25 protein-coding genes are annotated in these 23,681 nt (G+C 73.3%); 16 read left to right on the top strand and 9 right to left on the bottom strand.

Features of this window, described 5'->3' with window-relative positions; all coding sequences use genetic code 11:
• Nucleotides 1–190: 190 nt before the first annotated feature.
• From AB0883_RS13280 to AB0883_RS13270, 3 genes are all read right to left on the bottom strand, one after another.
• Nucleotides 191–622, bottom strand: a complete 432-nt coding sequence (locus AB0883_RS13280; RefSeq protein WP_366641401.1) for a hypothetical protein — start codon at nt 620–622, stop codon at nt 191–193.
• A 178-nt stretch (nt 623–800) separates the two neighbouring features.
• Nucleotides 801–2,006: a cation:proton antiporter gene (locus tag AB0883_RS13275; RefSeq protein WP_366641730.1), complete on the bottom strand. Its 1,206-nt coding sequence runs from the start codon at nt 2,004–2,006 to the stop codon at nt 801–803.
• Between the two features lie 7 nt (nt 2,007–2,013).
• Entirely contained in the window at nt 2,014–2,514 is a 501-nt protein-coding gene (locus tag AB0883_RS13270) for a TrkA C-terminal domain-containing protein (protein ID WP_366641400.1), read from the bottom strand.
• Between the two features lie 248 nt (nt 2,515–2,762).
• Here AB0883_RS13270 and clpB point away from each other — a divergent pair, with 248 nt between their 5' ends.
• The 13 genes from clpB to AB0883_RS13205 all read left to right on the top strand — a co-directional run bounded on the left by clpB (nt 2,763) and on the right by AB0883_RS13205 (nt 14,041).
• Nucleotides 2,763–5,354 (top strand): ATP-dependent chaperone ClpB, encoded by a 2,592-nt coding sequence (clpB, locus tag AB0883_RS13265; RefSeq protein WP_366641399.1) that lies wholly within the window; start codon nt 2,763–2,765, stop codon nt 5,352–5,354.
• Between the two features lie 143 nt (nt 5,355–5,497).
• A complete protein-coding gene (locus AB0883_RS13260; RefSeq protein ID WP_366641398.1) occupies nt 5,498–5,878 on the top strand; it encodes a hypothetical protein in 381 nt (126 codons plus the stop codon).
• Nucleotides 5,879–6,020: 142 nt separating this feature from the next.
• Entirely contained in the window at nt 6,021–6,647 is a 627-nt protein-coding gene (locus AB0883_RS13255) for a DUF4178 domain-containing protein (protein ID WP_366641397.1), read from the top strand.
• Complete coding sequence (locus tag AB0883_RS13250) at nt 6,647–7,153, top strand: DUF2617 family protein (protein ID WP_366641396.1); 507 nt, start codon at nt 6,647–6,649, stop codon at nt 7,151–7,153. Before AB0883_RS13255 ends, AB0883_RS13250 begins: the two co-directional genes overlap by 1 nt.
• Nucleotides 7,150–7,575, top strand: a complete 426-nt coding sequence (locus AB0883_RS13245; protein WP_101413563.1) for a DUF4247 domain-containing protein — start codon at nt 7,150–7,152, stop codon at nt 7,573–7,575. The genes AB0883_RS13250 and AB0883_RS13245 overlap by 4 nt, the downstream gene beginning before the upstream one ends.
• A gap of 31 nt (nt 7,576–7,606) precedes the next feature.
• Nucleotides 7,607–8,029 (top strand): DUF350 domain-containing protein, encoded by a 423-nt coding sequence (locus AB0883_RS13240; protein ID WP_121397274.1) that lies wholly within the window; start codon nt 7,607–7,609, stop codon nt 8,027–8,029.
• Nucleotides 8,030–8,109: 80 nt separating this feature from the next.
• Nucleotides 8,110–8,829 (top strand): hypothetical protein, encoded by a 720-nt coding sequence (locus tag AB0883_RS13235; RefSeq protein WP_366641395.1) that lies wholly within the window; start codon nt 8,110–8,112, stop codon nt 8,827–8,829.
• Entirely contained in the window at nt 8,826–10,397 is a 1,572-nt protein-coding gene (locus AB0883_RS13230) for a polyamine aminopropyltransferase (protein ID WP_366641394.1), read from the top strand. The genes AB0883_RS13235 and AB0883_RS13230 overlap by 4 nt, the downstream gene beginning before the upstream one ends.
• Before the next feature lie 110 nt (nt 10,398–10,507).
• Entirely contained in the window at nt 10,508–11,344 is an 837-nt protein-coding gene (locus AB0883_RS13225; protein ID WP_366641393.1) for a hypothetical protein, read from the top strand.
• Nucleotides 11,345–11,416: 72 nt separating this feature from the next.
• A complete protein-coding gene (locus tag AB0883_RS13220) occupies nt 11,417–12,079 on the top strand; it encodes a hypothetical protein (RefSeq protein ID WP_366641392.1) in 663 nt (220 codons plus the stop codon).
• A gap of 8 nt (nt 12,080–12,087) precedes the next feature.
• On the top strand, nt 12,088–12,897 hold the full coding sequence (locus tag AB0883_RS13215) for an SDR family oxidoreductase (protein WP_366641391.1): 810 nt from the start codon (nt 12,088–12,090) through the stop codon (nt 12,895–12,897).
• A gap of 169 nt (nt 12,898–13,066) precedes the next feature.
• Nucleotides 13,067–13,606: an orotate phosphoribosyltransferase gene (locus AB0883_RS13210; RefSeq protein ID WP_366641390.1), complete on the top strand. Its 540-nt coding sequence runs from the start codon at nt 13,067–13,069 to the stop codon at nt 13,604–13,606.
• 57 nt (nt 13,607–13,663) lie between these two features.
• Nucleotides 13,664–14,041 (top strand): metalloregulator ArsR/SmtB family transcription factor, encoded by a 378-nt coding sequence (locus tag AB0883_RS13205; RefSeq protein WP_007073957.1) that lies wholly within the window; start codon nt 13,664–13,666, stop codon nt 14,039–14,041.
• Between the two features lie 58 nt (nt 14,042–14,099).
• On the opposite strand, the gene AB0883_RS13200 is transcribed toward AB0883_RS13205, so the two are convergent.
• From AB0883_RS13200 to AB0883_RS13185, 4 genes are all read right to left on the bottom strand, one after another.
• A complete protein-coding gene (locus AB0883_RS13200) occupies nt 14,100–14,813 on the bottom strand; it encodes a VTT domain-containing protein (RefSeq protein ID WP_366641389.1) in 714 nt (237 codons plus the stop codon).
• Nucleotides 14,814–14,919: 106 nt separating this feature from the next.
• Nucleotides 14,920–15,708 carry a thioesterase family protein gene (locus AB0883_RS13195; protein ID WP_366641388.1) on the bottom strand — a complete coding sequence of 263 codons (789 nt, stop codon included), beginning with the start codon at nt 15,706–15,708 and terminating at the stop codon, nt 14,920–14,922.
• 130 nt (nt 15,709–15,838) lie between these two features.
• Nucleotides 15,839–18,364: a polynucleotide kinase-phosphatase gene (locus AB0883_RS13190; RefSeq protein WP_366641387.1), complete on the bottom strand. Its 2,526-nt coding sequence runs from the start codon at nt 18,362–18,364 to the stop codon at nt 15,839–15,841.
• Nucleotides 18,361–19,827, bottom strand: coding sequence for a 3' terminal RNA ribose 2'-O-methyltransferase Hen1 (locus tag AB0883_RS13185; RefSeq protein ID WP_366641386.1), 1,467 nt, complete (start codon nt 19,825–19,827; stop codon nt 18,361–18,363). The genes AB0883_RS13190 and AB0883_RS13185 overlap by 4 nt, the downstream gene beginning before the upstream one ends.
• Nucleotides 19,828–19,953: 126 nt before the next feature.
• Between AB0883_RS13185 and AB0883_RS13180 the strand changes: the two genes are divergently transcribed.
• Complete coding sequence (locus AB0883_RS13180) at nt 19,954–20,253, top strand: hypothetical protein (protein WP_366641385.1); 300 nt, start codon at nt 19,954–19,956, stop codon at nt 20,251–20,253.
• 54 nt (nt 20,254–20,307) lie between these two features.
• On the opposite strand, the gene AB0883_RS13175 is transcribed toward AB0883_RS13180, so the two are convergent.
• On the bottom strand, nt 20,308–20,520 hold the full coding sequence (locus AB0883_RS13175) for a hypothetical protein (protein ID WP_121397261.1): 213 nt from the start codon (nt 20,518–20,520) through the stop codon (nt 20,308–20,310).
• A 128-nt stretch (nt 20,521–20,648) separates the two neighbouring features.
• On the opposite strand from AB0883_RS13175, the gene AB0883_RS13170 reads away from it, so the two are divergent.
• Together AB0883_RS13170 and fbaA are read left to right on the top strand one after the other, a co-directional pair.
• A complete protein-coding gene (locus AB0883_RS13170) occupies nt 20,649–21,032 on the top strand; it encodes a phage holin family protein (RefSeq protein ID WP_366641384.1) in 384 nt (127 codons plus the stop codon).
• 150 nt (nt 21,033–21,182) lie between these two features.
• Nucleotides 21,183–22,208, top strand: coding sequence for a class II fructose-bisphosphate aldolase (gene fbaA, locus AB0883_RS13165; RefSeq protein WP_366641383.1), 1,026 nt, complete (start codon nt 21,183–21,185; stop codon nt 22,206–22,208).
• 68 nt (nt 22,209–22,276) lie between these two features.
• On the opposite strand, the gene AB0883_RS13160 is transcribed toward fbaA, so the two are convergent.
• Nucleotides 22,277–23,542, bottom strand: a complete 1,266-nt coding sequence (locus AB0883_RS13160; protein WP_366641382.1) for a hypothetical protein — start codon at nt 23,540–23,542, stop codon at nt 22,277–22,279.
• Nucleotides 23,543–23,681: the final 139 nt, after the last annotated feature.

Genomic DNA, 23,681 nt, shown 5'->3' with positions numbered 1-23,681 from the left:
TCCGGGTGCGGGCCGGGACGCTCGTGGTTCCGTGCGGGGGCCCCGGCTCGTTCGTTGTCCGGGTGCGGGCCGGGACGCTCGTGGTTCCGTGCGGGGGCCTCGGCTCGTTCGTTGTCCGGGTGCGGGCCGGGACGCTCGTGGTTCCGTGCGGGGCCCCGCCCGTTCGCGTTCAGGAAGTGCCTGCGTGTGCTCAGGCGATGCGGCGGTTCTCCCGGACCAGGCCGCCCTCGCACCAGTCCCGGTAGACGAAGAGTTCCGGGCGGGCCAGCAGCGCCCGGCTGTTGTACGCCCAGGTGCGCATCAGGTCGTCGCCGTCGCGCTCGGCCTGCTCCACGAGCTTGCGGAAGCGCCGCTTCGGGTGGGCGCGGAAGTTCGTCCGGATGCCGTCGGCGGCGTAGATGTAGAGGCAGTGCAGCGCGAACCGGCGCGCGGGGCAGGCCGGGTCCATCGCCAGGCCGAAGAGCACCGCCACCAGCCGGTCGCCGGAGACCAGCAGGTCCCAGTCCGGCGGCATCGAGGTCAGCGGTACGGAGTCGGGCTGGTAGGCCCACGCCCGCAACTCGGCGGGGGTCGGGTCGACGGGGTTGGCGAAGCCGTGGAACGTCGACTCCTGCACGTTCACCGGCCAACCTTCCGCTCTGAGCCCGCGAGGGCGTCGGCCACCCCCGAGCTCTGGCTGCTGGGGCGAAACGGTAACCCGGAGCGCTGGTCGGCGGTAGACCCCGTGAGGAGCAATTCGACATCCGTTGGCCGAGGGCCGACCCGACCGTACGGTCGATCCGGCCCCCGGCCGACGTCGGTCATTCCGCCACGGGTGCCGGCTGGGCCCGCTGCGCGGCACCGCGCTGCCGCAGCCAGCGCTTGAACCACGCGAAGTCGGGCAGCCGTGCCAGCATCGGCCCGGTCACCACGGTGATCAGCACGTACGCCGTCGCGAGCGCCGCCAGTTTCGGCTCGACGCTGCCGGCTGCCACCGCGAGGCCCGCGATGACGATGGAGAACTCACCCCGTGGCACGAGGGCCAGGCCGGCGCGCCATCGACCGGGCTCGGCGATGCCGACCCGGCGGGCGGCCAGGTAGCCGGTGAGGGTCTTCGTCGCCATGGTGACGATGGCCAGCGCGAGCGCGGGCAGCAGCACCGGCGGGATGTCCCGGGGGTCGGTGACCAGGCCGAAGAAGACGAAGAAGACCGCCGCGAAGAGGTCCCGTAGCGGCGTGAGCAGCTCCGTGGCGTGGTGCGCCACCGGCCCGGAGAGGGCGATGCCGACCAGGAACGCCCCGACCGCCGCCGACACCTGGAGCTTCGCCGCGATGCCGGCCACCAGCAGGGTCATCCCGAGTACGCCGAGCAGCAGCGCCTCCGGGTCCTTCGCCGACATCGCGGTGGAGATCAGGTTGCCGTAGCGGATGGCGACCACCAGCACCAGGAGCACGGTGCCGACCGCGATGCCGAGCGCGATCCCGCCGCCGAGCAGGCCCGTGCCGGCGAGCACGGCCGTCAGCAGCGGCAGGTACAACGCCATGGCGAGGTCCTCGATCACCAGGACCGAGAGGATCACCGGCGTCTCCCGGTTACCGAGGCGACCCAGGTCGCCGAGCACCTTGGCGATGACGCCGGAGGAGGAGACCCAGGTGATGCCGGCCAGCACCAGTGCGGCGACCCAGTCCCAGCCGAGCAGCAGCGCGAACGCCGCGCCCGGCAGCGCGTTGAGCAGCCCGTCGATGAGCCCGGCGGGGGCCGCGGCGCGCAGGTTGCCGACGAGCTCGTTGGCCGAGTATTCCAGGCCGAGCATCACCAGCAGCAGGATCACGCCGATCTCGGCGCCGACCGCGAAGAACTCCTCGCTGGCGCCGAGGGGGAGCAGGCCGCCGTGGCCGAAGGCGAGCCCGGCGAGCAGGTAGAGGGGGATGGGCGAGAGGCCGATCCGGCGGCTCAGCCGACCGAGCAGGCCGAGCAGGAACAGCAGCGCGCCGACTTCGACGAGCAGGGTTGTGGTCTCGTGCATCCGCGCCTCAGCCGTCCGGGTCACTGTCGGCGAGGATGGCTGTCACTCCGTCGAGGCCCCTGCGGGTCCCGACGACGACCACCACGTCACCGGCGGCGAAGCGGAAGGACGGGTCCGGCGAGGCGATCACCTCGCCGTGGCGCAGCACCGCGACGATCGAGGCGCTCGTGCGGGAACGTGCCTGCGTGTCGCCGAGCCTCCGGTTGACGTACTTCGACCCGGCCGGAATGGCGATCTGCTCGGTGAGCAGCCCGGCGGCCTGGTCGCGCAGCCCGGAGAGCTGGCCCAGCATCAGGGACGCGCCGAGGATGTCGGCGAGCGCCTCCGCCTCGTCGTCGGTCAGCGGTATGTCGTGCTGACATGAGTCGGGATCGTCCGGGTCGTACAGGACGAGGTCACGGCGGCCATTGCGGTGGGAGACGACGCCGAGGCGGCGGCCGGATTCCGTCAGCAGATCGTGACGGACCCCGATGCCAGGCAGGGCGGTCTGTTCGACACGTACGCGCACGCGGCCAGGCTACTCCCCGCCGTCACCTGCGGATCCTGCCAGGACATCGCCTGTCGCTGAGTGATCCGTCAGTGCTCCTCCGCCACCGACGTGGACGGCTCGGCCCGGCAGAGATCGGGCGCCGAGGCCGGGGAGTCCGGCCTGGAGGCGCGGGAAGGTGTGAGCCAGCTCACGTGGTCAGGGTTGAGCGGAATAGGCTCAACTCTGGTTGTGTCCTTTCCAGTGGACACGCCGATCCGGGGGAGCCCATGAACACGGAACGTCTCACCACCAAGAGCCGCGAGGCCATCACCGGTGCCGTCGCGCTGGCGAACCAGCGTGGCCACGCCACCGTGGAGCCCTGGCACCTGCTGCTGTCACTGTTGGACACCGACGGTTCGACCGCCGCCGGCCTGCTGCGCGCCGTCGGAGCCGATCCCGGCGAGCTGCGCCGGGTCGCCCAGCGCTCGGTCGACAACCTGCCCGCCGCCCGGGGTTCCAGCATCGCCGAGCCGACCCTGGCCCGGGAGTTCGTCAACGCCATCGGGGCCGCCGAGCAGATCGCCCGGCCGCTCGGCGACGAGTACACCTCCACCGAGCACCTGCTCGCCGGCCTGGCCCGGGTGGGCGGCGCGGTGTCGAACGCGCTGAAATCGGCCGGTGTCACCGAGGAGACCCTCGTCGCCGCCTTCCCGTCGGTGCGCGGCGGGGACCGGCGGGTCACCAGCGCCGACCCCGAGCAGACCTACCAGGCCCTGGCCAAGTACGGCGTGGACCTGACCGCCAGCGCCCGCGACGGCAAGATCGACCCGGTCATCGGCCGGGACTCGGAGATCCGCCGGGTGATCCAGGTGCTGTCGCGGCGGACCAAGAACAATCCGGTGCTCATCGGTGAGCCGGGTGTCGGCAAGACCGCCATCGTGGAGGGCCTGGCCCAGCGGATCGTCGCGGGCGACGTACCCGAGTCGCTGCGGAACAAGAAGCTCGTCTCGCTCGACCTCGGCGCGATGGTGGCCGGCGCCTCCTACCGGGGCCAGTTCGAGGAGCGGCTCAAGTCCGTCCTGGAGGAGATCAAGAACTCCGACGGTCAGGTCATCACCTTCCTCGACGAGCTGCACACCGTCGTCGGCGCCGGCAAGGGCGAGGGCTCGATGGACGCCGGCAACATGCTCAAGCCGATGCTGGCCCGCGGCGAGCTGCGGATGGTCGGCGCCACCACGCTGGACGAGTACCGCGAGCACATCGAGAAGGACCCGGCCCTGGAGCGCCGCTTCCAGCCGGTGCTGGTCGGCGAGCCGACCATCGAGGACACCATCGGCATCCTGCGCGGCCTGAAGGAGCGCTACGAGGTGCACCACGGCGTACGGATCACCGACGCCGCACTGGTCGCCGCCGCCTCCCTGTCGGACCGCTACATCACCGACCGGTTCCTGCCGGACAAGGCGATCGACCTGGTCGACGAGTCCGCGTCCCGGCTCCGGATGGAGATCGACTCCCGGCCCGTCGAGGTGGACGAGATCGAGCGGGCGGTGCGCCGGCTGGAGATCGAGGAGATGGCGCTGGCCAAGGAGCCGGACGCCGCCTCCGCCGAGCGGCTGGAGCGACTGCGCAAGGAGCTGGCCGACAAGCGCGAGCAGCTCACCGTCCTGTCGGAGCGCTGGCAGCTGGAGAAGAGCCACATCACCAAGCTCTCCACGGCCAAGGAGGAGCTGGAGCGGCTCGGCGGCGAGGCCGAGCGGGCCGAGCGCGACGGCGAGCTGGAGCGGGCCGCCGAGCTGCGCTACGGCCGGATCCCCGCCCTCAAGGCCGAGCTGAAGCAGGCCGAGGAGGAGCTGGCCCGGCTCCAGGCCGAGGGCGCGATGCTCAAGGAGGAGGTCGGCGCCGACGACATCGCCGCCGTGGTCGCCTCCTGGACCGGCATCCCCGCCGGCCGGCTGCTGGAGGGCGAGACCGCCAAGCTGCTGCGGATGGAGGAGTCGCTCGGCGCCCGCGTGGTCGGTCAGGCCGAGGCGGTCGGCTCGGTCTCCGACGCGGTCCGCCGCGCCCGGGCCGGCGTCGCCGACCCCGACCGCCCCACCGGCAGCTTCCTCTTCCTCGGCCCGACCGGCGTCGGCAAGACCGAGCTGGCCAAGGCGCTCGCCGAGTTCCTCTTCGACGACGAGCGGGCCATGGTCCGCATCGACATGAGCGAGTACGGCGAGAAGCACTCCGTCGCCCGGCTGGTCGGTGCCCCGCCCGGGTACGTCGGCTACGAGGAGGGCGGCCAGCTCACCGAGGCGGTGCGCCGCCGGCCGTACTCGGTGATCCTGCTCGACGAGGTCGAGAAGGCCCACCCGGACGTCTTCGACATCCTGCTCCAGGTGCTCGACGACGGCCGGCTCACCGACGGGCAGGGCCGCACGGTGGACTTCCGCAACGCGATCCTGATCCTCACCTCCAACCTGGGTTCGTCGGTGATCGGCGACCTGACGCTGGCCGAGGAGCAGCGCCGGGAGGGCGTCCTGGCGGTGGTCCGCTCGCACTTCAAGCCGGAGTTCCTCAACCGCCTAGACGACATCGTGGTCTTCGCCGCGCTGCTCGGGGACGACCTGCGGGCGATCGTCGACATCCAGCTCGACCGGATGCGCAAGCGTCTCGCCGACCGCCGCCTCGGCCTGAAGATCACCGAGCCGGCCCGGGTCTGGCTCGCCGAGCACGGCTACGACCCGATCTACGGCGCCCGCCCGCTGCGCCGCCTGGTCCAGACGGCGATCGGCGACCAGCTCGCGAAGGCGCTCCTGTCGGGGCAGATCCGCGACGGCGACACGGTCGAGGTCGACCTGGCGGACACCAGGGACGCCCTGACGGTCGCAACGGCCTGACCCGTCCCCCTCGCCCCGGCCGGCGCCGCCGACCGGGGCCCACCCTGACGATCAAGAGGTTTGCGTCCAGGCAGCGCTCCGTCGACGACGCAAACCTCTTGATCGTCAGGGTGGGCGGGGCGCGGCGGGGGAAGGAACAGGGCATGTTCGGGATCGGGAAGAAACGGGACCGGGAGATCGAGGCGGCGCTCGACGAGTTGCGGCAGGCCGACACGGTGGCGTTCGGCGGGGTGGGGATCGCCGCGACGGTGCTGCCGGTGACCGAGGCGTACCGGCGGGTGGAGGCGGCGCTCGCCGAGGACCCCGAGGGCGTACGCGGGGAACTCGACCGGCTGCTCGCCGAGGCCACCCCGGCGGGCCGCGTCTACGCCGCCACGCTGATCGAAGGCGTGGACCTGGCAGCCGGGCGGGCCGCCTGGACGGCGCTGGGCGGCGACCCGGCCGAGTTCGGCACCTTCACGGGCTGCGTCATGGGCCGCACCACCCTGCGCGAGTACGCCGCCGCGCACCTCTCCCGAGGCTGACCCCCGGCCCTCGCGAACAGCCTCGGGGCGGTCCCGGCGGAGATACGCGGGGTGACCGTTCCCTCACTCAGGCGACAGCATGTTTCCCCAGGTGCGCGGGGTTGTTACCGTCCTCGCCGACGTACCTGGGGAGGTGGTCGGGATGAGCGGGACGATCGCATTCGTGCTGGCGGCGATGGGCTGTCTGGTCGGGGTGGGCGGCCTGGTGGTGGCCGTGGTGGCCTGGAACCGGACACGTTCCCGCCCGCAGCAACGGGCCAAGGGGCCGGGCGACCCGCTGCGGGACCGGGACGCCGACGCGCTGCGCGGCGACCCACGCCGGCTCAAGCCCGGTGACATCGTCGAGATCCGGGGCGTGTCGTACGCGGTGCGCGGCTCGATCCGCCTGGTCGAGGGCGGCTGGAGCTGGGCCGAGCACCTGCTCGACGACGCCGCCGGCGTGCGGCGCTGGCTCTCCGTCGAGGAGGACCCGGAGCTGGAACTCGTGCTCTGGGGGGCCGAGCAGGGTGCCACCGTCACCCCGGGCGCGCCGACGATCGACTTCGCCGGCCGCCGCTACAACTGGAACGAGTCCGGCCAGGCGCGCTTCACCGCCGTCGGCAACACCGGGCTCGACCCGACCGGCACCATGCGGTACCACGACTACCAGGCGCCCGGCGGCGCCCGGCTCTCCTTCGAGGCGTACGGCGAGGCGGGCTGGGAGGTGGCGCTCGGTGAGCTGCTGCACCGCGGCGACGTGATGATCTACCCGCAGTCCGAGGTGGGCTGATGCTCGTCACCCTCGACGCCCCGTACGTCGACACCAGCGCCGCCGACCTCAGCCTGGCGCTCGACGACGTCGAGCGGCCCGCGCTGCACGTGCTCGACCTCGACCTGCCCGGCGGGGTCCGGCTGCGGCTGCGGCTGCTCGGCGCCTCGCACCAGGTGGTCCTGCACGCGCCCGGCGCCACGCTGACCGAGACGGTCGCCTGCCTGCCCGGCCGCCCGCCCGAGCTGCCGCCGGCGGTGCGGGACGAGGCGAGTGGCTACCACTTCACGGCCACCGTGCTGCGGCCCGCCGGCAAGGGGCTGAGCGAGCAGGTCGCCGCCCTCCGCGCCGACCTGGCCGACGACCCGTACGCGCTGGTGGGGGTGTTCCCCGGCGACACCGACGCGGTGACCGCGCTGGCGGTCCGCCCCGACCCGCCGGCCGGCACCCTCGCCTGGCGCACCTGGCACGCGTATCCCCAGACCAACGAGCTGGTCCTGACCGAGACGGTGGTGGCACTGCGATGACGTACCGACGCTGGTTCGTGGTGGGGGTGGCGTTCGCCGTCATCGGCGCCCTGGTCGCCGCCTTCGCCATCTTCTACGGCAGCTTCTCCCCGCGCGGTTACGTGGAGGACAAGTACAGGCGGGCGGCGAGCCACGACATCGGCCGCAACGCCGTCGCCTACACCTCGCCCCGCTCGCCCAGTCAGGTGGCGAAGGAGGTCACCGACGCGTGGCAGCCCGCCGACCAGTACGTCGACGGCAGCGGCGTCTACCTGCGCTACGACGACGACTCGGTGGTGATCCTGCCGATCGCCGCCGGCTCGGTGATCCTGCTGGAGCGCATGAGCACCGCCTATCCCCGCTACCACTCCACGGTCGGCTCCCACTGGGGCTGGGGCCGTGGCAGCACCGTCCGGGGCGGCGGCCCCGGCAGCGGCAAGTGACGCACCGACCCCCCTCACCCTGGAGCCTCCTGTGCAGACCCTCGTCACCGATCTGCTGGTCACCCTCGCCTACGGGGCGGTCGGTGTCCTGCTGATGGGCATCGGCTACGTCCTGGTGGACCTCGCCACCCCCGGCCGGCTCAACCAGCTGATCTGGACCGAGCGCAACCGCAACGCGGCGCTGCTGCTCGCCTCCAACCTGGCCGGCGTCGGCGTCATCGTGGTCGCCGCGATCGCCGCCAGCGACGACGACTTCGTGCTCGGCATCGTCGGCGCGTCCGCGTACGGGATCCTCGGCCTGGTGATCATGGCGGCGGCGTTCGTGCTGCTCGACGTCGCCACGCCGGGCAAGCTCGGCGAGATCCTGGTCGACCAGCAGCCGCACCCGGCGGTCTGGGTCTCCGCCGTCGTGCACCTCGCCACCGGCGCGATCATCGCCGCCGCGATCAGTTGATGGCGACGGCGAAGAAGCCCGGCGGGCAGGGGGCGGCGGGCGCGAACGCGGCCAAGAGCACCTGGATCGTCTGGGTGGTCATGGGTGTGATGGTCCTGTGCTGCGTGGGCATCGGCGTGGCCAACCGCGGCGGGGGCGGGGACGACGTGCTGCCGCCGACCTCGCAGGAGCGCGGCGACACCGTGCCGATCCTCCAGCGCTCCAGCGCCAGCCAGGGCATCTGCTACGGCTGGGTGCTCCGGGACTTCTACAGGTACACCGACCTGAGCGTCGGGTCGAACCTCGGCGACGGGGTGGCGGTCGAGGAGAACGCCGCCTGCCCGCGCTGGGTGCAGGTGGTCGCCCGGGTCGCCTACACGTCGGAGAGCAGCGAGAGTAACGACTTCGCCCTCGTCAAGGTGGAGGCCTCCGACGACGTCTCCGCCACCGCCCGCCTGCGGATGGAGAGCGGGCTGGAACGGCTCGGGCTGACCGAGGACGCCTTCGTCGACGAGCCCGGCTGGGCCGTCACCCGCGCCGCCGTCTCGCTGCCGTTGCTCGCCGCCGAGGCGGGGGTGGTGGAGCCGGCGCCGACCCCGGCGGCAGCGACGGCCGACGCGCCGCCGCTGCCGGACGCCGGTAGCGACCTCTGGCGCGACCGCTGGGGCTACCTGCTCGCCGCGGTCGGCCTGCTGCTGTTCACCGCGCTGCTGTTCGCCGCCGGCTTCTGGCAGCGCGGCCACCAGCGCCGCAAGGAGGCCGAACGGCAGGGGCCGACGAGGCACGTCCGGGCCGCCGGGCGTACGCCGGAGGGCCGGTGACCGTCGAGGCGCCGGCACCGCCCGCGCGGTGGCGGCTGTCCCGCGCGGCGGTGCTCGTCGCCGTCTTCGTCTGCGCCGCCTGCGGCCTGGTCTACGAGCTGGCCCTGGTCGCCCTCGGCAGCTACCTGATCGGGGACACGGTCGGGCAGGCGTCGATCGTGCTCGGCGTGATGGTGTTCGCGATGGGCGTCGGCGCGCTCGCCGCCAAGCCGTTGCAGCCCCGGGCCGCCGCCGCGTTCGCCGCGATCGAGCTGGCCCTGGCCCTGCTCGGTGGCCTCTCCGTGCTCGGCCTCTACGCGGCCTTCGCGTGGCTGGACCTCTACGGCCCGGCGCTGATCGGCACCGCCTTCGTGCTCGGGCTGCTGATCGGCGCGGAGATCCCGCTGCTGATGGTGCTGCTGCAACGCATCCGGGAGCAGGCCGCCGGCAGCGCGGTGGCGGACCTGTTCGCCGCCGACTACGTCGGCGCGCTACTCGGCGGGCTGGCCTTCCCGTTCCTGCTGCTGCCGGTCTTCGGCCAGCTCAAGGGGGCGCTGGTGGTCGGCGCGGTGAACGCCGTCGCCGGGCTCGCGCTGGTCTGCACGGTCTTCCGGCGGGAGCTGAGCCGCCGGGCCCGCGTCGCGCTCGGCGCCGGCAGCGTCGTGGTCTTCGTCAGCCTCGGGTACGCGTGGGTGACCGCGCACGACTTCGAGCTGACCGCCCGCCAGCAGCTCTACCGGGATCCGGTGGTGCACGCCGAGCGCAGCCGGTACCAGGAGATCGTGCTCACCCGCTCGGTGGCCGAGACCGGTCGCGCCGGCACCGACCTGCGGCTCTTCCTCAACGGCGACCTCCAGTTCAGCTCGGTCGACGAGTACCGCTACCACGAGGCGCTGGTGCATCCGGTGCTCAACGGCCCGCGTGGCGAGGTGCTGGTGCTGGGCGCCGGGGACGGCCTCGCCGTACGCGAGCTGCTGCGCTACCCGGACGTCCGGCGGATCACGGTGGTGGACCTGGACCCGGCGGTGGTGGCGCTGGCCCGCAGCGAGCCGCAGCTGCGCCGGCTCAACGGCGGGGCACTCGACGATCCCCGGGTCCGGGTGGTGCACGCCGACGCGTTCGCCTGGCTGCGTACCGCCACCGACCGCTTCGACGCGGTCGTGGCCGACCTGCCCGACCCGGACGAGACGGCCACCGCCAAGCTCTACACCGTCGAGTTCTACGCGCTGGTGCGGACGGTGCTCGCCGAGGGCGGCCGGCTGGTGGTGCAGTCCGGCTCGCCGTACTTCGCGCCCCGGTCGTACTGGTCGATCGAGGCGTCGCTGCGCGAGGCGGGCTTCGCCACCACGCCGTACCACGTGGACGTGCCGTCCTTCGGCGACTGGGGTTTCCTGCTGGCCGCCCCGGGCCCGACCGCGCCCGCCCTGGCCCTGCCGTCGGACGTGCCCGGGCTGCGCTTCCTCGACGCGGCGACCCTGACCGCCGCCGGCAACTTCCCGGCCGACCGCCGCCGGGTGGACGTGCCGGCCTCCACCCTGCTCCAGCCCCGCGTACTGGAGTACGCCCGCGCGGAGTGGCGCGGCTACTGAGGCGCCCGGCGACCCGCGATCGCCGCCGTCCCGGCGGGTCAACGCCCGTCTGACGTGCCGGAGTGGCCCGACCTGGATACGGTGTGACCGCGATCTAGGGAAGGAGAATCATGGTCGATTCCCACAACACGCCGGCCCGCACCCGGCCGGGTGTGGTGACCATATCCACGTATCTGCTGTGGCTGTTCGCACTCACCCAGCTGATCGGCCTCATCATCACGCTCTCCACCGTCGGCACCATCTCGCAGGTGCTCGACGACGCGTACCGGGGCACCGACGCCAACGGCACGCAGAACCTGGCCGACATCACCACGATGATCACCATCGGTGGCGCGGTCTTCGTGCTCCTGCTCGCGGTCGTGCTGGCCGTGCTCGGGGTGTTCAACAACCGGGGCAGCAACGGGTCGCGGATCACCACCTGGGTGCTCGGCGGCATCATGGTCTGCTGCACGGGCGGCGGCCTGGTCAGCGGAGTGGGCGGCGGCATGGGCACCGGTCAGACGACCGGCGACGGGCCGAGCCCGGAGGAGATCCAGCGCCGCCTCGACGAGGCGCTGCCCGGCTGGTTCACCCCGGTCACCACGCTGCTCAGCGTGATCGGGCTGCTCGCGCTGCTCGCCGCGCTGATCCTGCTGGCGCTGCCGAAGGCCAACGAGTTCTTCCGCAAGCCGAAGCAGGGCTGGGAGCCGCCGGTTCCGGGCGCGGCCTACCCGCAGTCCGGTGGCCAGCCCGGCTACCCGCAGTCCGGCCAGCCCGGCTACCCGCCCACGCCGGGCTACCCGCCGACGCCGGGCCAGCCGCAGTCGTCCGACCAGCCGGGTTACCCGCCGGCCCCGGGCGACCAGCCGCCGTCCGCGCCGTACGGCGGGGGCCAGCCGGGGTCGAACCCGGGTGGCGACCAGCCCGGTTCGGACCGTCCCGGCCCGACCCCGCCGCCGGTGAGTTGACCGGTCGATAACAGCGACGCCGACGGTCCCTCCGAGTAGGTTGCAACCCGACGCCTACCGGAGGGACTCGTCGTGTCGCACCCCGATCGGGCACCGGCCCGCCGCCCGGCCGTGGTCACGGCGGCCGTGGCGCTGCTGGCGCTGATGGCGGTCGCCGCCCTCGCGTACGCCGTCGCCGGTGTGGCGACGCGCGGTGGCACCGTCGACCGGTTCCGCGCCGCCGCCGGGGGCACGTCGGCGGGCCCGGACCAGATCGACCGGACGGTCACCCTGCTGGGCGCGTCCACCGTGCTGACGACGGTGGTGAGCCTGCTCGCGGGGCTGCTCCTCGCCGGTCTCGCCCTCGGCCTGCGGGCCGGCCGGGACGGCGCCCGCACCGCGACCTGGGTGGTCTCCGGACTGGGGCTGATCGCCGGGTGCTGCGGGCTCGCGTTGCTGGTCGGCCAGCGTGCCATCCCGCTGGGGTCGGGGGCGGACGACCGGGCGACGGCGGAACTCCTCGGCCTGCTCGCCGACGCCTACCCGTCCTGGTGGATTCCGCTCGGCGCGGGGCTTTCCGTCGGCCAGGTGCTCGGTTACCTTGTGGTAGCCGTGCTGCTGGCACTGCCGGCGGCGAGCGCCTGGTTCCGCCGGCGGCCCGCGCCGTCCGCCCCGCACCACCCTCCGGCGTCGCCCGCGCCGCCACCCGTCCAGCCGCCCGGGGCGCCGCCCGCGTCCCCGTACCCGCCGAGGTAGGACCGCCCGTGACGCTCGACCAGCCGGCCAGCGAGCGGCGGGCCCTGATCACCGGAGCGACCGCCGGCATCGGTGCCGCCTTCGCCCGCCGGCTGGCCGCCGACGGCTGGCACCTGGTGCTGGTGGCCCGGGACGCGACCCGGCTGGCCGCGACGGCCGCCGAGCTGGCCGGGCGGCACGACCGGGGGGTCGAGACGATCCCGGCCGATCTGTCCACCGACGACGGCTGCGCGACGGTCGAGGGGCGGCTGGCGGAGGGGTCGCCGGTCGAGCTGCTGGTCAACAACGCCGGGATCAGCCTGAACACACCGTTCCTGCGGTCCTCCGCCGAGGACGAGGCGCGGCTGCTGCGGCTCAACGTGCACGCGGTGATGCGGCTGACCCTCGCGGCCCTACGTCCGATGACCGAGCGACGCCGTGGGGCAGTGATAAATGTCTCTTCCGTGGCGGGGTTCGGCGCGGTCATGCCGGGGTCGACATACTCCGCCAGCAAGGCGTGGGTCACCAACTTCAGCGAGTCCGTCGGCCAGTCCGCCCGGCCCTTCGGCGTACGCGTGATGGCGCTCTGCCCCGGCTACACGCGTACGGAGTTCCACGAGCGCGCCGGCATCAACATGTCGAAGACGCCGGAGTGGATGTGGCTGCGGGCCGACGACGTGGTCGACGAGGCCCTGCGTGACCTGCGGAAAGGCAAGCTGGTCAGCGTTCCCGCGTGGAAGTACAAGCTCGCCGTGGCGGGACTGCGGCACGCGCCCCGGCGGCTGCTGGAGGCTGTGTCCCGGGACACCCGGGGCCGGATCGGCCGCGACGGCGGCTGACCGACGGACCGGGGCCGGCTCGCCCCGTCGATCTTCGTCGATCGTCCGATATGTCCGGCTGAACGGTCGCTCAGCGTAGCCGGCCACCGCCACCCGCCCGTCGTCCCCAGGGCTGATCCCGGTGGACCCCGCACACGACTCCCAGACTTGAGCAGTACCCTCTATCGGCATGGGGGACCACGACGACCTGCGTAAATTCATCACTGACCTGGCGGTGGTCCACGGCCGGGTGGTGCTCTCCTCAGGCCGCGAGGCCGACTGGTACGTCGATCTACGTCGCGTCACGCTCCATCACCAGGCCGCTCCGTTGGTGGGGCGCGTGATGCGTGACCTGACGGCCGACTGGGAGTACGACGCGGTGGGCGGGCTGACCCTGGGCGCCGACCCGGTGGCGCTGTCGATGGTGCACGTCGCGTCCGGAACCGATCGTCCGGTGGACGCGTTCGTGGTCCGCAAGGCGGGTAAGACGCACGGGCTACAGCGCCGGATCGAAGGGCCGGACGTGGCCGGCCGGCGGGTGCTGGCGGTGGAGGACACCTCCACCACCGGGGGAAGTGTTTTGACGGCGATCGAGGCCCTTCGCGAGGTCGGGGCTGAGATCGTGGGTGTGGCGGTTATTGTTGATCGAGGCGCCGGCGACGCGGTGCGAGCCGCCGGATTGCCGTATCGAGCGGCCTATACGTTGGCTGACCTCGGCCTTGTGGCGTAAAAGTCTGCCGATTCGGATCCGCCGATATGCAGGCGGATCGATGCTGCTGGTGGAAGGATGGAATACGTGGGAACTGCGTTGGCCGAAATGACTATGCCTCAGATCTCGCCGCTTGCCGGCGAGCCGATCGAACGTGCCGATGCCGAGCGTCTCGCGGGGGTCCTCAAGGCCCTCGCCGACCCCGCTCGACTTCGGCTGCTCAGCCTGATCCAGTCGGCACCCGAGGGCGAGGCGTGCGTGTGCGACCTGACCGCGCCCCTCGGCCTCTCGCAGCCGACGGTCAGTCACCACCTGCGTATCCTCACCGAGGCCGGCTTGCTGGAGCGGGAGAAGCGCGGTGTCTGGGCGTACTACCGGCTGGTGCCGACGGCGATCGCCACGATCGCCGATCTGCTGACCCCGCCGCGCAAGCGCGCCACCAAGAAGGCGCGCTGACCTTCACCGATCGTCCGGTGCCATCCCCCACCGGGGACGGCGCCGGACGGCCGGTCGGTCAGTGCTTGCCGTAGTGCTCGCGGGTCTCCCGGATCGCCTCCTCGGCGGCGGCCCGCTCCTGCGGGGTGGTGCCACGCCTGGCGGCCATCCACGCCCGGAGCAACTCGATGGCGATCGGAATCACCGAGATCAGCACGATGCCGATCAGGATCATTTCGATGTTCGCCTTGACGAACGGGACCTGGCCCAGGAAGTAGCCGAGCACGGTCACGCCCGTGCCCCAGAGCACGCCGCCGATCACGTTGTAGATCACGAACGTGCGGTAGTTCATCCGGCTGACCCCGGCGACGATCGGCGTGAACGTCCGCACGATCGGCACGAAGCGGGCCAGCACGATGGAGCGCGCGCCGTACTTCTCGAAGAACTCGTGCGCCTTGAGTACGTTCTCCTGCTTGAACAACCTCGAGTTCGGCCGGCGGAACAGCGCCGGGCCGACCTTGCGGCCGAACGCGTACCCGACCTGGTCGCCGGCGATCGCCGCGATGGTGATGAGCAGGCAGACCAACCACAGCGGGTAGGTGATGTACTTCCCGTCCGCGGTGAGCAGCCCCGCCGTGAACAGCAGCGAGTCGCCCGGCAGGAAGAACCCGATCAGCAGGCCGGACTCGGCGAAGACGATCACCAGGATGCCGATCAGCCCGAACGTCGAGATCAACACCTCTGGATCGAGCCAGCTCGGCCCCAAGGCCAGGGTGGTGGTGGGCGTCGGCACGAGGCGACCTCCGATGTATGCCGGTCGGTGACGGATCGTCCGTAGTCTAGGTGGCTGCCCGCCGCGCCGGTGCTCGACGTCACACCGCGCGAGCTGCCGCGCCGCCTCAGCGGGGCGCCACGACGAGCGTCTGCACCGCGCCCCCCACGGTGCCCTCGGCATCGGCCAGCCGGCTCGCCGCGACGCCGGACCCGTGCGGTCCGATCGTGGTGTCCGAGTCGAGCAGGAGCCACTCGCCGCGCGGTGGCCGGTGCAGGGTCACCGTCAGGTCGACGTTCACGAACAGCCAGCGGGCCAGGTCCAGCCGGGCGCTCACCCCGCTGCCCGAGTCCGCCACCAGCAGCGCCAGTTCCGCCGGACGGACGGGCTCGCCGGGCAGCAGCGGGATCCGGGGCCGTACCCACACCCGGGCCGGGCCCGGCTCGGCGAACGCGCCGGAGACGAATCGCCACTGCATGGCGGACAGGTAGCCGGCGGAGTGCGCGGCGGCCCAGTGCTCCGGCTCGGCGCCCGCGTCCGGCCCCGGCACCGGCGGCCCGTCGTCGGCCGTCGCGGGCGTCGGTGCGGCCGGGGCCAGGATGCGCCAGCCCCGGGCGTGCAGCACCTCCTGCCCGCCGGCCTCCGCGATCCCCTCCACCAGCGTGATCCGCCGGCCGGCCCGGACCGTACGGACGCGCACCGTCAGCTCCGCCACCGGCACCGGGCGCAGGATGTCCACCGACACGCGGGTGAGGAGTTGACCGTCGACCGGGTCGTGCCCGGCGAGCGCGCGGGCGAGCAGGGCCGACGGCGGGCCGGCGTGCTGGGCGGCCGGATCCCACGGGCCGGCGGTCGCCGGGGTGGACCCGAACCGGCCACCGCCGGCCGGCTCGTAGAACGCCTCGTACGTGGTCATGGCCGGCGACCATACCCGCGACCGTCGCCGGCCGACAGCGTCCCGCCGCCCGCCGGCGACGGTCTCCCGCTGCCGCCCGCCGCCGGCCGGGCGCTGGTCGCCGTCGACTGCCGGCACCCGGTGCCCGCTGTCACAGCCGGGGGTCGACCGGCTCGGACTCGCAGGCCAGGATGGCGAAGACCAGCTCGTGCCGGCGCCACAGCGGGGCGCCGGCGACCAGCGCGTCCAGCGCCGCCAGGCCCAGCCCGTGCTCGCGCAGCGCCAGCCCCCGCTTGCGCCCCAGGGACCGGCGGCGCAGCGCGGCGAGCTGCTCCGGCTCGTCGTACCCCGGACCGTAGATGATCCGCAGGTACTCCCGCCCCCGGCACTTGATGCCCGGCTGGAGCAGCGAACCCCGCTCGCTGCGGGCGGCCGGGCCGGCGTACGGCTTCACCACCATGCCCTCGCCCCCGGCCGCCGTCAGCGCCAGCCACCACTCGGTGGCCGCCGCCTCGGCGGCCGGGTCGGCCAGGTCGACGACCTGACGGCGGGTCGGCGTGAAGAACTCCGGGTCGGCGGCGCAGAGCCGGTCGGCCATTCCCAGGTGCCAGCCGTGGTCCCGGTCGGCGTAGCTGGCCTTGGCGCCGGCCAGCACCGCGAACGGGGCCAGGGTCACCCCGCGCAGCCCGTCGGTCGGCCCCACGTACGCCCGGTAGGCGTCCGAGTAGGCCAGGATCTCGTCGCGGCGGCGGGCCATCCGGTCGCGCAGCCCGTCGACGGGCAGGCCCCGACCGGCCGCCGCCTCCAGCACGGCCAGCGCCGCCGGGAGGGCGGCCCGGCCGGCGGCGCCGACGCCGGCGTACTGCTCGCGGATCAGGCCGCCCGCCTTCGCCGACCAGGGCAGCAGCTCGCAGTCGAGCAGCAGCCAGTCCGTCCCCAGCTCGTCCCAGAGCCCCGCCCCGCCGACCGCCGCGCGCACCCGGTCGAGCAGTTCCGTGTCGAGCGGCGTGCCGAAGAACGGCCGGCCGGTGCGGGTGTGCACCACCCCGCCGCCCGGGCCGAAGGGCCCGCCGTCGGGCTCCCGGCAGACCAGCACCACCGCCCGCGAGCCCATGTGTTTCTCCTCGCAGACCACCCGGTCCACGCCCGCCGCGCGGTAGTCGGCGAACGCCTGCGCCGGGTGCTCCAGGAAGCCGCCCGCCGTGGCCGTCGAGCAGGGCGCCATCGTCGGCGGGAGCCAGGCCAGCCAGCGCGGGTCGACCGCGAAGCGGCTCATCACCTCCAGCGCGGCGGCCGCGTTCTCGGCCGGCACCGTCAGCGACCCGTACGCGTGCTCGACGTGCCGCCGGCCGGTCACGTCGGTCAGCTCCAGCACCTGGTCGGGCCGGGCCGGGGCGGCGGTCAGCGGGCGCACCGGGGCGTACCACTCCCGCTCCGCCGGCACCGAGACCAGCTCCTTCTCCGGGTAGCGCAGCGCGGTGAGCCGGCCGCCGAAGACGCAGCCGGTGTCGACGCAGATGGTGTTGTTCACCCACTCCGGCACGGCGGCCGGCGTGTGCCCGTAGACCACCATCGCCGAGCCCCGGTACTCCCGCGCCCACGGGTAGCGCACCGGCATTCCGTACTCGTCGGTCTCGCCGGTGGTCTCGCCGTAGAGCGCGAACGAGCGCACCCGGCCCGAGGCGCGGCCCTGGTAGGCCTCCTTCAGCCCGGCGTGCGCGACCACCAGCCGGCCGCCGTCGAGCACGAAGTGGCTGACCAGGCCGTCGATGAAGCCCGCCACCTCGGCCACGAAGGCGTCCGGCTCCGCCGCCAGCTGCTCCATCGTCTCGGCCAGCCCGTGGGTGAGCCGCACCTCGCGGCCGCGCAGCCGGCGCAGCAGCTTCTGCTCGTGGTTGCCGGGCACGCAGATCGCGTGTCCGGCGGCGACCATGCCCATCACCAGGCGGAGCACGCCGGGGGAGTCCGGGCCGCGGTCCACCAGGTCACCGACGAAGACGGCGGTACGCCCCGACGGGTGCGTCGCGTCCACCGGCCGGCCCCGCTCGTCGCGGCGCAGCTCCCAGCCGAGCCGGACGAGCAGCGCCTCCAACTCGGCGCGGCAGCCGTGCACGTCGCCGACGATGTCGAACGGCCCGGTCAGCTCCCGCCGGTCGTTGAAGAGCTTCTCGTAGCGGATCTCGGCGGCGTCGATCTCCTCGACGCCCCGCAGCACGTGCACCTTGCGGAAGCCCTCCCGGGCCAGCAGCTTGTACGACCGGCGCAGGTCGCGCTGCATCCGGGCGAGCACCTGCCGGCCGAAGGTGCGGTCGGCGCGGCCCTCGGTGCGTTCCCAGGCCAGCGCCTCGGGCACGTCCAGCACGACGGCCACCGGCAGCACGTCGTGCTCGCGGGCCACCCGCACCAGGGCGGCCCGGGCGTGCGGCTGGAGATTGGTCGCGTCGACCACCGTGAGCCGGCCCCGGCGCAGCCGCGTGGCGGCGACGTGGTGCAGCGCCTCGAAGGCGTCGGCGGACGCGGACTGGTCGTTCTCGTCGTCGGCGACCATCGCCCGGAACGTGTCGGAGGAGAGCACCTGGCTGGGCGCGAAGTGCCGGCGGGCGAAGGTGGACTTGCCGGAGCCGGAGACGCCGACGAGTGCGACCAGGGCCAGCTCGGGGATGTCGAGGGTGGTCACGGGTTCTCCTTCCGGGTCAGCACGACGAGCTGGGTGGGGGCGCCTACCTCGGGATCGTCGTCGCCGACCCCGCTGATCGCGGCGGTGTAGCCGTACGTGGTGGACACCCGGTCGACCCAGGCGGCGAACTCCGCGCGGGTCCACTCGAAACGGTGGTCGGCGTGCCGGAACCGCCCGGCGGGCAGCCCCTCGTAGCGGACGTTGTACTCGGCGTTCGGGGTGGTCACCACGACGGTGGCCGGCCGGGCGTGCCCGAGCACGGCGTCCTCCAGCGCCGGCAGCCGGGGCGGGTCGACGTGCTCGACGACCTCCATCAGCACCGCCGCGTCGTACCCGCGCAGCCGGTCGTCCCGGTAGGTCAGCGCGGACTGCCAGAGCCGGATCCGGTCCCGCTGCCGCTCGGGCAGCCGGTCCAACCGCAGCCGCCGGGCGGCCAGGGTCAGCGCGTGCGTGGACACGTCGGTGCCGACGATCTCGGTGAACCGGCGGTCGCCGACCAGCGCGGCGAGCAGGGCACCGCCGCCGCAGCCGAGATCCAGCACCCGGCTCGCACCCGCCCCGGCCAGCGCGCCGAGCACCGCCTCCCGCCGGCGCGCGGCCAGTGACGCCCGGCGGGCCGTGGCCTGCCCGCCGTCCCCGGTCGCCCCGTCCGTGGTCGTGCCGTCCGCGGTCGCCTCGTCGGCGGTCGTACCGTCGGCGGCCGGGTGTCGCTCGGCCAGGCGGGCCAGGGCCAGCCCGGCCAGCGCCCGCCGGTGCGCCAGGTAGCGGCGGGTGATCATGTCGCGCTCCGGGTGGTCGGCCAGCCAGCCCTCGCCGGCCCGCAGCAGCTTGTCGACCTCGTCCGGGGCGACCCAGTAGTGCTTGGCGTCGTCCAGCACCGGCAGCAGGACGTAGAGGTGGTTGAGCGCGTCGGCGACGCGCAGCGTGCCGGTCAGCGTCAGGTCGACGTACCGGCTGTCGCCCCACTCCGGGTGCCGCTCGTCGAGCGGGATCGGGGCGGCGGTCACCGCCCAGCCGAGCGGGCCGAACATCCGGACCGCCACGTCCGCGCCGCCCCGGCAGCGCAGCACCGGCACCCGCACCTGAAGCGGGATCGGCGTACGGGCCAGCTCGGGACGCTCGCGGGACTCGCCGCGCAGGGCCGAGCGGTACACCTTGGACAGCGCGGAGGAGAGCAGGCTGGACGCCGCGTAGGGCCGGTCGTTGACGTACCGCCCGAGGGTGAAGCTGTCGGGGGCCGGGGCCTGCTGCCGGCCGCGACCCTTGCCCCGCACGCCGGCCAGCCGCAGCGGGTCGACGTCGAGCAGCAGGGCGGCGGTGCAACGCTGCTCGCCCGCCTCCGGGTAGAACACGTGCGCGGTGCCGACCGGCACGTCGAAGGAGTGCGCACGGTCGGGGTGCTTGACCAGCAGGTGCCCGAGGTCGGTGGCCGGCCGGTGCGTGGTGGTCAGGGTGAGCAGCACGCGCCCATGGTCTCAGCCTCGTCGATCTTGCGTCGTCCCGTTTTCCGGGTGTTTACGGTGGGGGTTCCTCCCGCAACGTTCCGGCTGCCCGCCTCCGTCATCAGGAGCAGGAGTCCGGGAGGTGCAGTGACGTACGAGGAGTTCGCCGACTCGCGGCTGGCCGCGCTGCTGCGGTACGCGGTCATGCTGACCGGCGACCCGCACCAGGCGCAGGACCTGCCACTGGTGGATCTGCTTAAGGTGCTTCCGGGTCTGGGGTCCGTCGATCCGGTCGGGCTCAGTCTCCCGGTCGGGCCGCCGGAGGGCCCCGGCCGGGGGCTGTCACCGGACCCGAAGGAAGCCCCCGCGTTCCTGGCCGCGCTGCGGGAGGACCGGTTGGCGCGGTGGGTGGCGCAGCATCCGGATCAGGTCAACCGCACCCGCTGACGCGTGGGCCGGCCGCCACCGGCATCGTCCGGTGGCGGCCGGCCCGCGTGCGGCTCAGCGGTAGTCCTCCTCGTCGGCACCGACCACCCGCGCCTGCTCCATCGCGTCCCAGTCGTCGACCTCCAGGCCGCGGCGCGGCTCGGTGTCGGCGTCGCCGGGGTCGATCGCGGCGGCCTGCTCGACCGCGTCGGCCGGCTCCGCCTCCATGTCACGTTCCTCGGGGCTGAGGTGGTCGCTGGGTGCGAAGTCCTCTTCGGGCTGACCCATATCAGTCTCTCCCGGGATCTCAGCGGACAGTTCCCCACACACCGTACGGGCTGCGCCCGCCCACCGCTCGGAAGCCGAGTCGACCGAATCGCCCCACCGGCCGCCGCCCCCGGTGCCAGGATGGGGCGGTGGGCTTCCTGATCCGGTTGGCGATCACCGCCGTCGCGCTGTGGATCACCACGCTGATCGTGCCCGGGGTGGAGGTGAGCGGCCGCTCCGGCACCACCACCGCTGTCACGCTCGTCGTCGTGGCCCTCATCTTCGGCGTGGTGAACGCGGTGCTCAAGCCGCTGATCAAGGTGTTCGGCTGCGTCTTCTACCTGCTCACCCTCGGCCTGTTCGCGCTGGTGGTCAACGCCCTGCTGTTCCTGCTGACCGACCGGATCGCCCGGGCGCTGGACCTGCCGTTCCACGTGGACGGTTTCTGGGCCGCGTTCTGGGGTGCCATCGTGATGGCCGTGACGACCTGGTTGATCAGCGTCGTCGTGCCCGACAGGTGGGAGGGGCGGTGAGGCGGTGCCAGGAACCGGGCGCGTACCGGGTCGGTTGTGCCGGCGCCGGCTCTCTACGGGATACTGCCGACGGTGGACAGCGCGGTCCGGCGCACCCAGGGACAACAGCGGCCGGTGACGGCCGAGAGCGGTAAGTAAGGAGCGTTCGACATGCCCATCGCTTCCCCCGAGACCTACGCGGAGATGCTGGACCGCGCCAAGGCCGGCCGGTACGCGTACCCCGCGATCAACGTGACGTCCTCGCAGACCCTGAACGCGGCGCTGAAGGGCTTCGCCGACGCGGAGAGCGACGGCATCATCCAGGTCTCGACCGGTGGCGCGGAGTACCTCTCCGGCCCCTCGGTGAAGGACATGGTCACCGGCGCGGTGGCGTTCGCCGCGTACGCGCACGAGGTCGCCAAGAAGTACCCGGTCAACATCGCCCTGCACACCGACCACTGCCCGCAGGAGAAGCTGGACAAGTTCGTCCGGCCGCTCATGCAGATCTCCAAGGAGCGGGTGGCCGCCGGCCAGGAGCCGCTGTTCCAGTCGCACATGTGGGACGGCTCGGCCGTGCCCGTGGCGGAGAACCTGGAGATCGCGGCCGAGCTGCTCGACCGGGCCGCCGAGGCCAAGATCGTCCTCGAGATCGAGGTCGGCGTGGTCGGCGGCGAGGAGGACGGCGTCGAGAACGCCATCAACGACAAGCTCTACACCACCGTCGAGGACGGCCTGGCCATGGTGGAGGCGCTCGGCCTGGGCGAGAAGGGCCGCTACATGGCGGCGCTGACCTTCGGCAACGTGCACGGCGTCTACAAGCCGGGCAACGTCAAGCTCCGCCCCGAGATCCTCAACCAGATCCAGGAGGCGGTCGGCGCCAAGTACGGCAAGGAGAAGCCGCTCAGCCTGGTCTTCCACGGCGGGTCCGGCTCGCTGCTGTCGGAGATCCGCGAGGCGCTGGACTACGGCGTGGTGAAGATGAACATCGACACCGACACCCAGTACACCTTCACCCGGCCGGTCGCGGACCACATGTTCCGCAACTACGACGGCGTACTCAAGGTGGACGGCGAGGTCGGCAGCAAGAAGCTGTACGACCCGCGGGTCTGGGGCAAGGCCGCCGAGGCCGGCATGGCCGCCCGCGTGGCGGAGGCCTGCGAGCACCTGCGCTCGACCGGCACCACGCTGGCCAAGTGACCCGCTGACGCGAACCGCCGACGGCCGGCTCCCCACCCGGGGGCCGGCCGTCGCCGTGTCCGCAGCCGTCAGGGCGCCGCGGTGAGCACCCGGACGGCCTCGTGGACGTCGTCGGTGAGGTGCACGGTGGCCGACAGGTCGCCGAAGGGCGAGGCGGCCAGCAGCGGCCGCAGCAGCGACTCCACCGGAAGCTCGTGCGTCCAGTAGGCGCGGTCCAGGAAGACGTACGCGCCGCTGGCCCCGTCGGTGCAGTAGTAGGTCTTGGTGGCTGCCTGGAACACCTCCTGCACCGTGCCCGCCCGCCCCGGGGCGAAGACGATCCCACCCCGGGCCAGCCGCAGGATGGTGTCCTCGCGGATGGCGTTGGAGAAGTACTTGGCGATCCGGCCGGCGAAGAGGTTCGCCGGCTCGTGCCCGTACAGCCAGGTCGGGATGGCCAGCCCGCCCGCGCGCGCCCAGGTCACGTCGCCGGCGGACAGCGCGGCCGAGTCGGCGCGGGACACGCTGCCGGGGTCGGCGGCCCGGGGCCGGGGCGGCACCACCGGCTGGCCGTAGCGCTCCCGGACCCGCAGCGCCGCCGACGTGTAGCGGTCGTGGTCGGTGAAGTCCGGCGCCCCGGCGAGCAGGTCGATCGCGGCGTCCAGATCCTCGATCGGCCGCAGCGCGAGGTAGGCGCCGAGGTTGGCGGCCTCCATCACCCCGGGGCCGCCGCCGGTCACCACCAGCCGGTCGGCCCGGGCCAGCTCCCAGCCCAGCACCGCCGCCATCCGGTACGGCGCACTGCCGCGCGGCACCGCGTGCCCGCCCATGATGCCGACCACCGACTGCGGCCCGTGGGTGGCCAGCCAGGCGCGGGTGGCGTCGGCCAGCGCGTTGTCCACGCCGTGGTCGTGCAGCCGCTGACCGAGCGCCTCCCGGACGTCCGGCAACGCCCCGCCGTGCGCCCGGAAATGCTCGTAGACCCGGGTGTCGTACATCCCGGCGAACCCGCCCTCGGCGAAGCCGGCGGCCAGTTCCTCCGGGGTGTAGAGGTGGGACGGCTGCGTCGGGTAGGGCAGCCCGGAGAACGGCGGCACCACGTTGGCGCCGCGCCGGACCAGATCGGCGCCGACCTCCCGGGAGGCGAAGCGGCACCCCACGAAGAGGGTGCCGGTCACCTCGACGGCGGTGAGGTCGGGGACGGGGTCGAGGTCGAGCCGCAGCCCCTGCACGGTCAGCCCGACGAGGCTGCCGGTGGTCAGCCGCCGGTCGAACTCGGCGCGGGTCTCGATCTCGTCGGTGCAGGTGTGCGGCTCGATGACGTCCGCGGGAGGTGGGGTCGGCACCCTGGCCATCCTGCCCCGCCGGGTCAACCGGCCAAACCTGGGGAACCCCCGCGTACCGGCGACCCCGCCGCTGAAGGCCGCCCGACCTGCGCGTCACCGGATCCGCGCCGGATGCCGGTCCGCGTCGGACCCCGGCCTGCGCGTCGCC

This window comes from Micromonospora sp. NPDC047812 (assembly GCF_040704175.1).
GTDB lineage: Bacteria > Actinomycetota > Actinomycetes > Mycobacteriales > Micromonosporaceae > Micromonospora.
Note: the sequence above shows the minus strand (reverse complement) of the source record. Positions and strands in the feature narration are given on the sequence as shown.

Bases quoted from the DNA above. Each gene is read 5' to 3' on its own strand.
- clpB (WP_366641399.1), top strand. From the start codon at position 2,763: ATGAACACGGAACGTCTCACCACCAAGAGCCGCGAGGCCATCACCGGT.
- AB0883_RS13250 (WP_366641396.1), top strand. From the start codon at position 6,647: ATGCTCGTCACCCTCGACGCCCCGTACGTCGACACCAGCGCCGCCGAC.
- fbaA (WP_366641383.1), top strand. From the start codon at position 21,183: ATGCCCATCGCTTCCCCCGAGACCTACGCGGAGATGCTGGACCGCGCC.
- AB0883_RS13255 (WP_366641397.1), top strand. From the start codon at position 6,021: ATGAGCGGGACGATCGCATTCGTGCTGGCGGCGATGGGCTGTCTGGTC.
- AB0883_RS13245 (WP_101413563.1), top strand. From the start codon at position 7,150: ATGACGTACCGACGCTGGTTCGTGGTGGGGGTGGCGTTCGCCGTCATC.
- AB0883_RS13260 (WP_366641398.1), top strand. From the start codon at position 5,498: ATGTTCGGGATCGGGAAGAAACGGGACCGGGAGATCGAGGCGGCGCTC.
- AB0883_RS13160 (WP_366641382.1), bottom strand. From the start codon at position 23,542: ATGGCCAGGGTGCCGACCCCACCTCCCGCGGACGTCATCGAGCCGCAC.
- AB0883_RS13175 (WP_121397261.1), bottom strand. From the start codon at position 20,520: ATGGGTCAGCCCGAAGAGGACTTCGCACCCAGCGACCACCTCAGCCCC.
- AB0883_RS13205 (WP_007073957.1), top strand. From the start codon at position 13,664: ATGGAATACGTGGGAACTGCGTTGGCCGAAATGACTATGCCTCAGATC.
- AB0883_RS13210 (WP_366641390.1), top strand. From the start codon at position 13,067: ATGGGGGACCACGACGACCTGCGTAAATTCATCACTGACCTGGCGGTG.
- AB0883_RS13195 (WP_366641388.1), bottom strand. From the start codon at position 15,708: ATGACCACGTACGAGGCGTTCTACGAGCCGGCCGGCGGTGGCCGGTTC.
- AB0883_RS13225 (WP_366641393.1), top strand. From the start codon at position 10,508: ATGGTCGATTCCCACAACACGCCGGCCCGCACCCGGCCGGGTGTGGTG.
- AB0883_RS13275 (WP_366641730.1), bottom strand. From the start codon at position 2,006: ATGCACGAGACCACAACCCTGCTCGTCGAAGTCGGCGCGCTGCTGTTC.
- AB0883_RS13235 (WP_366641395.1), top strand. From the start codon at position 8,110: ATGGGTGTGATGGTCCTGTGCTGCGTGGGCATCGGCGTGGCCAACCGC.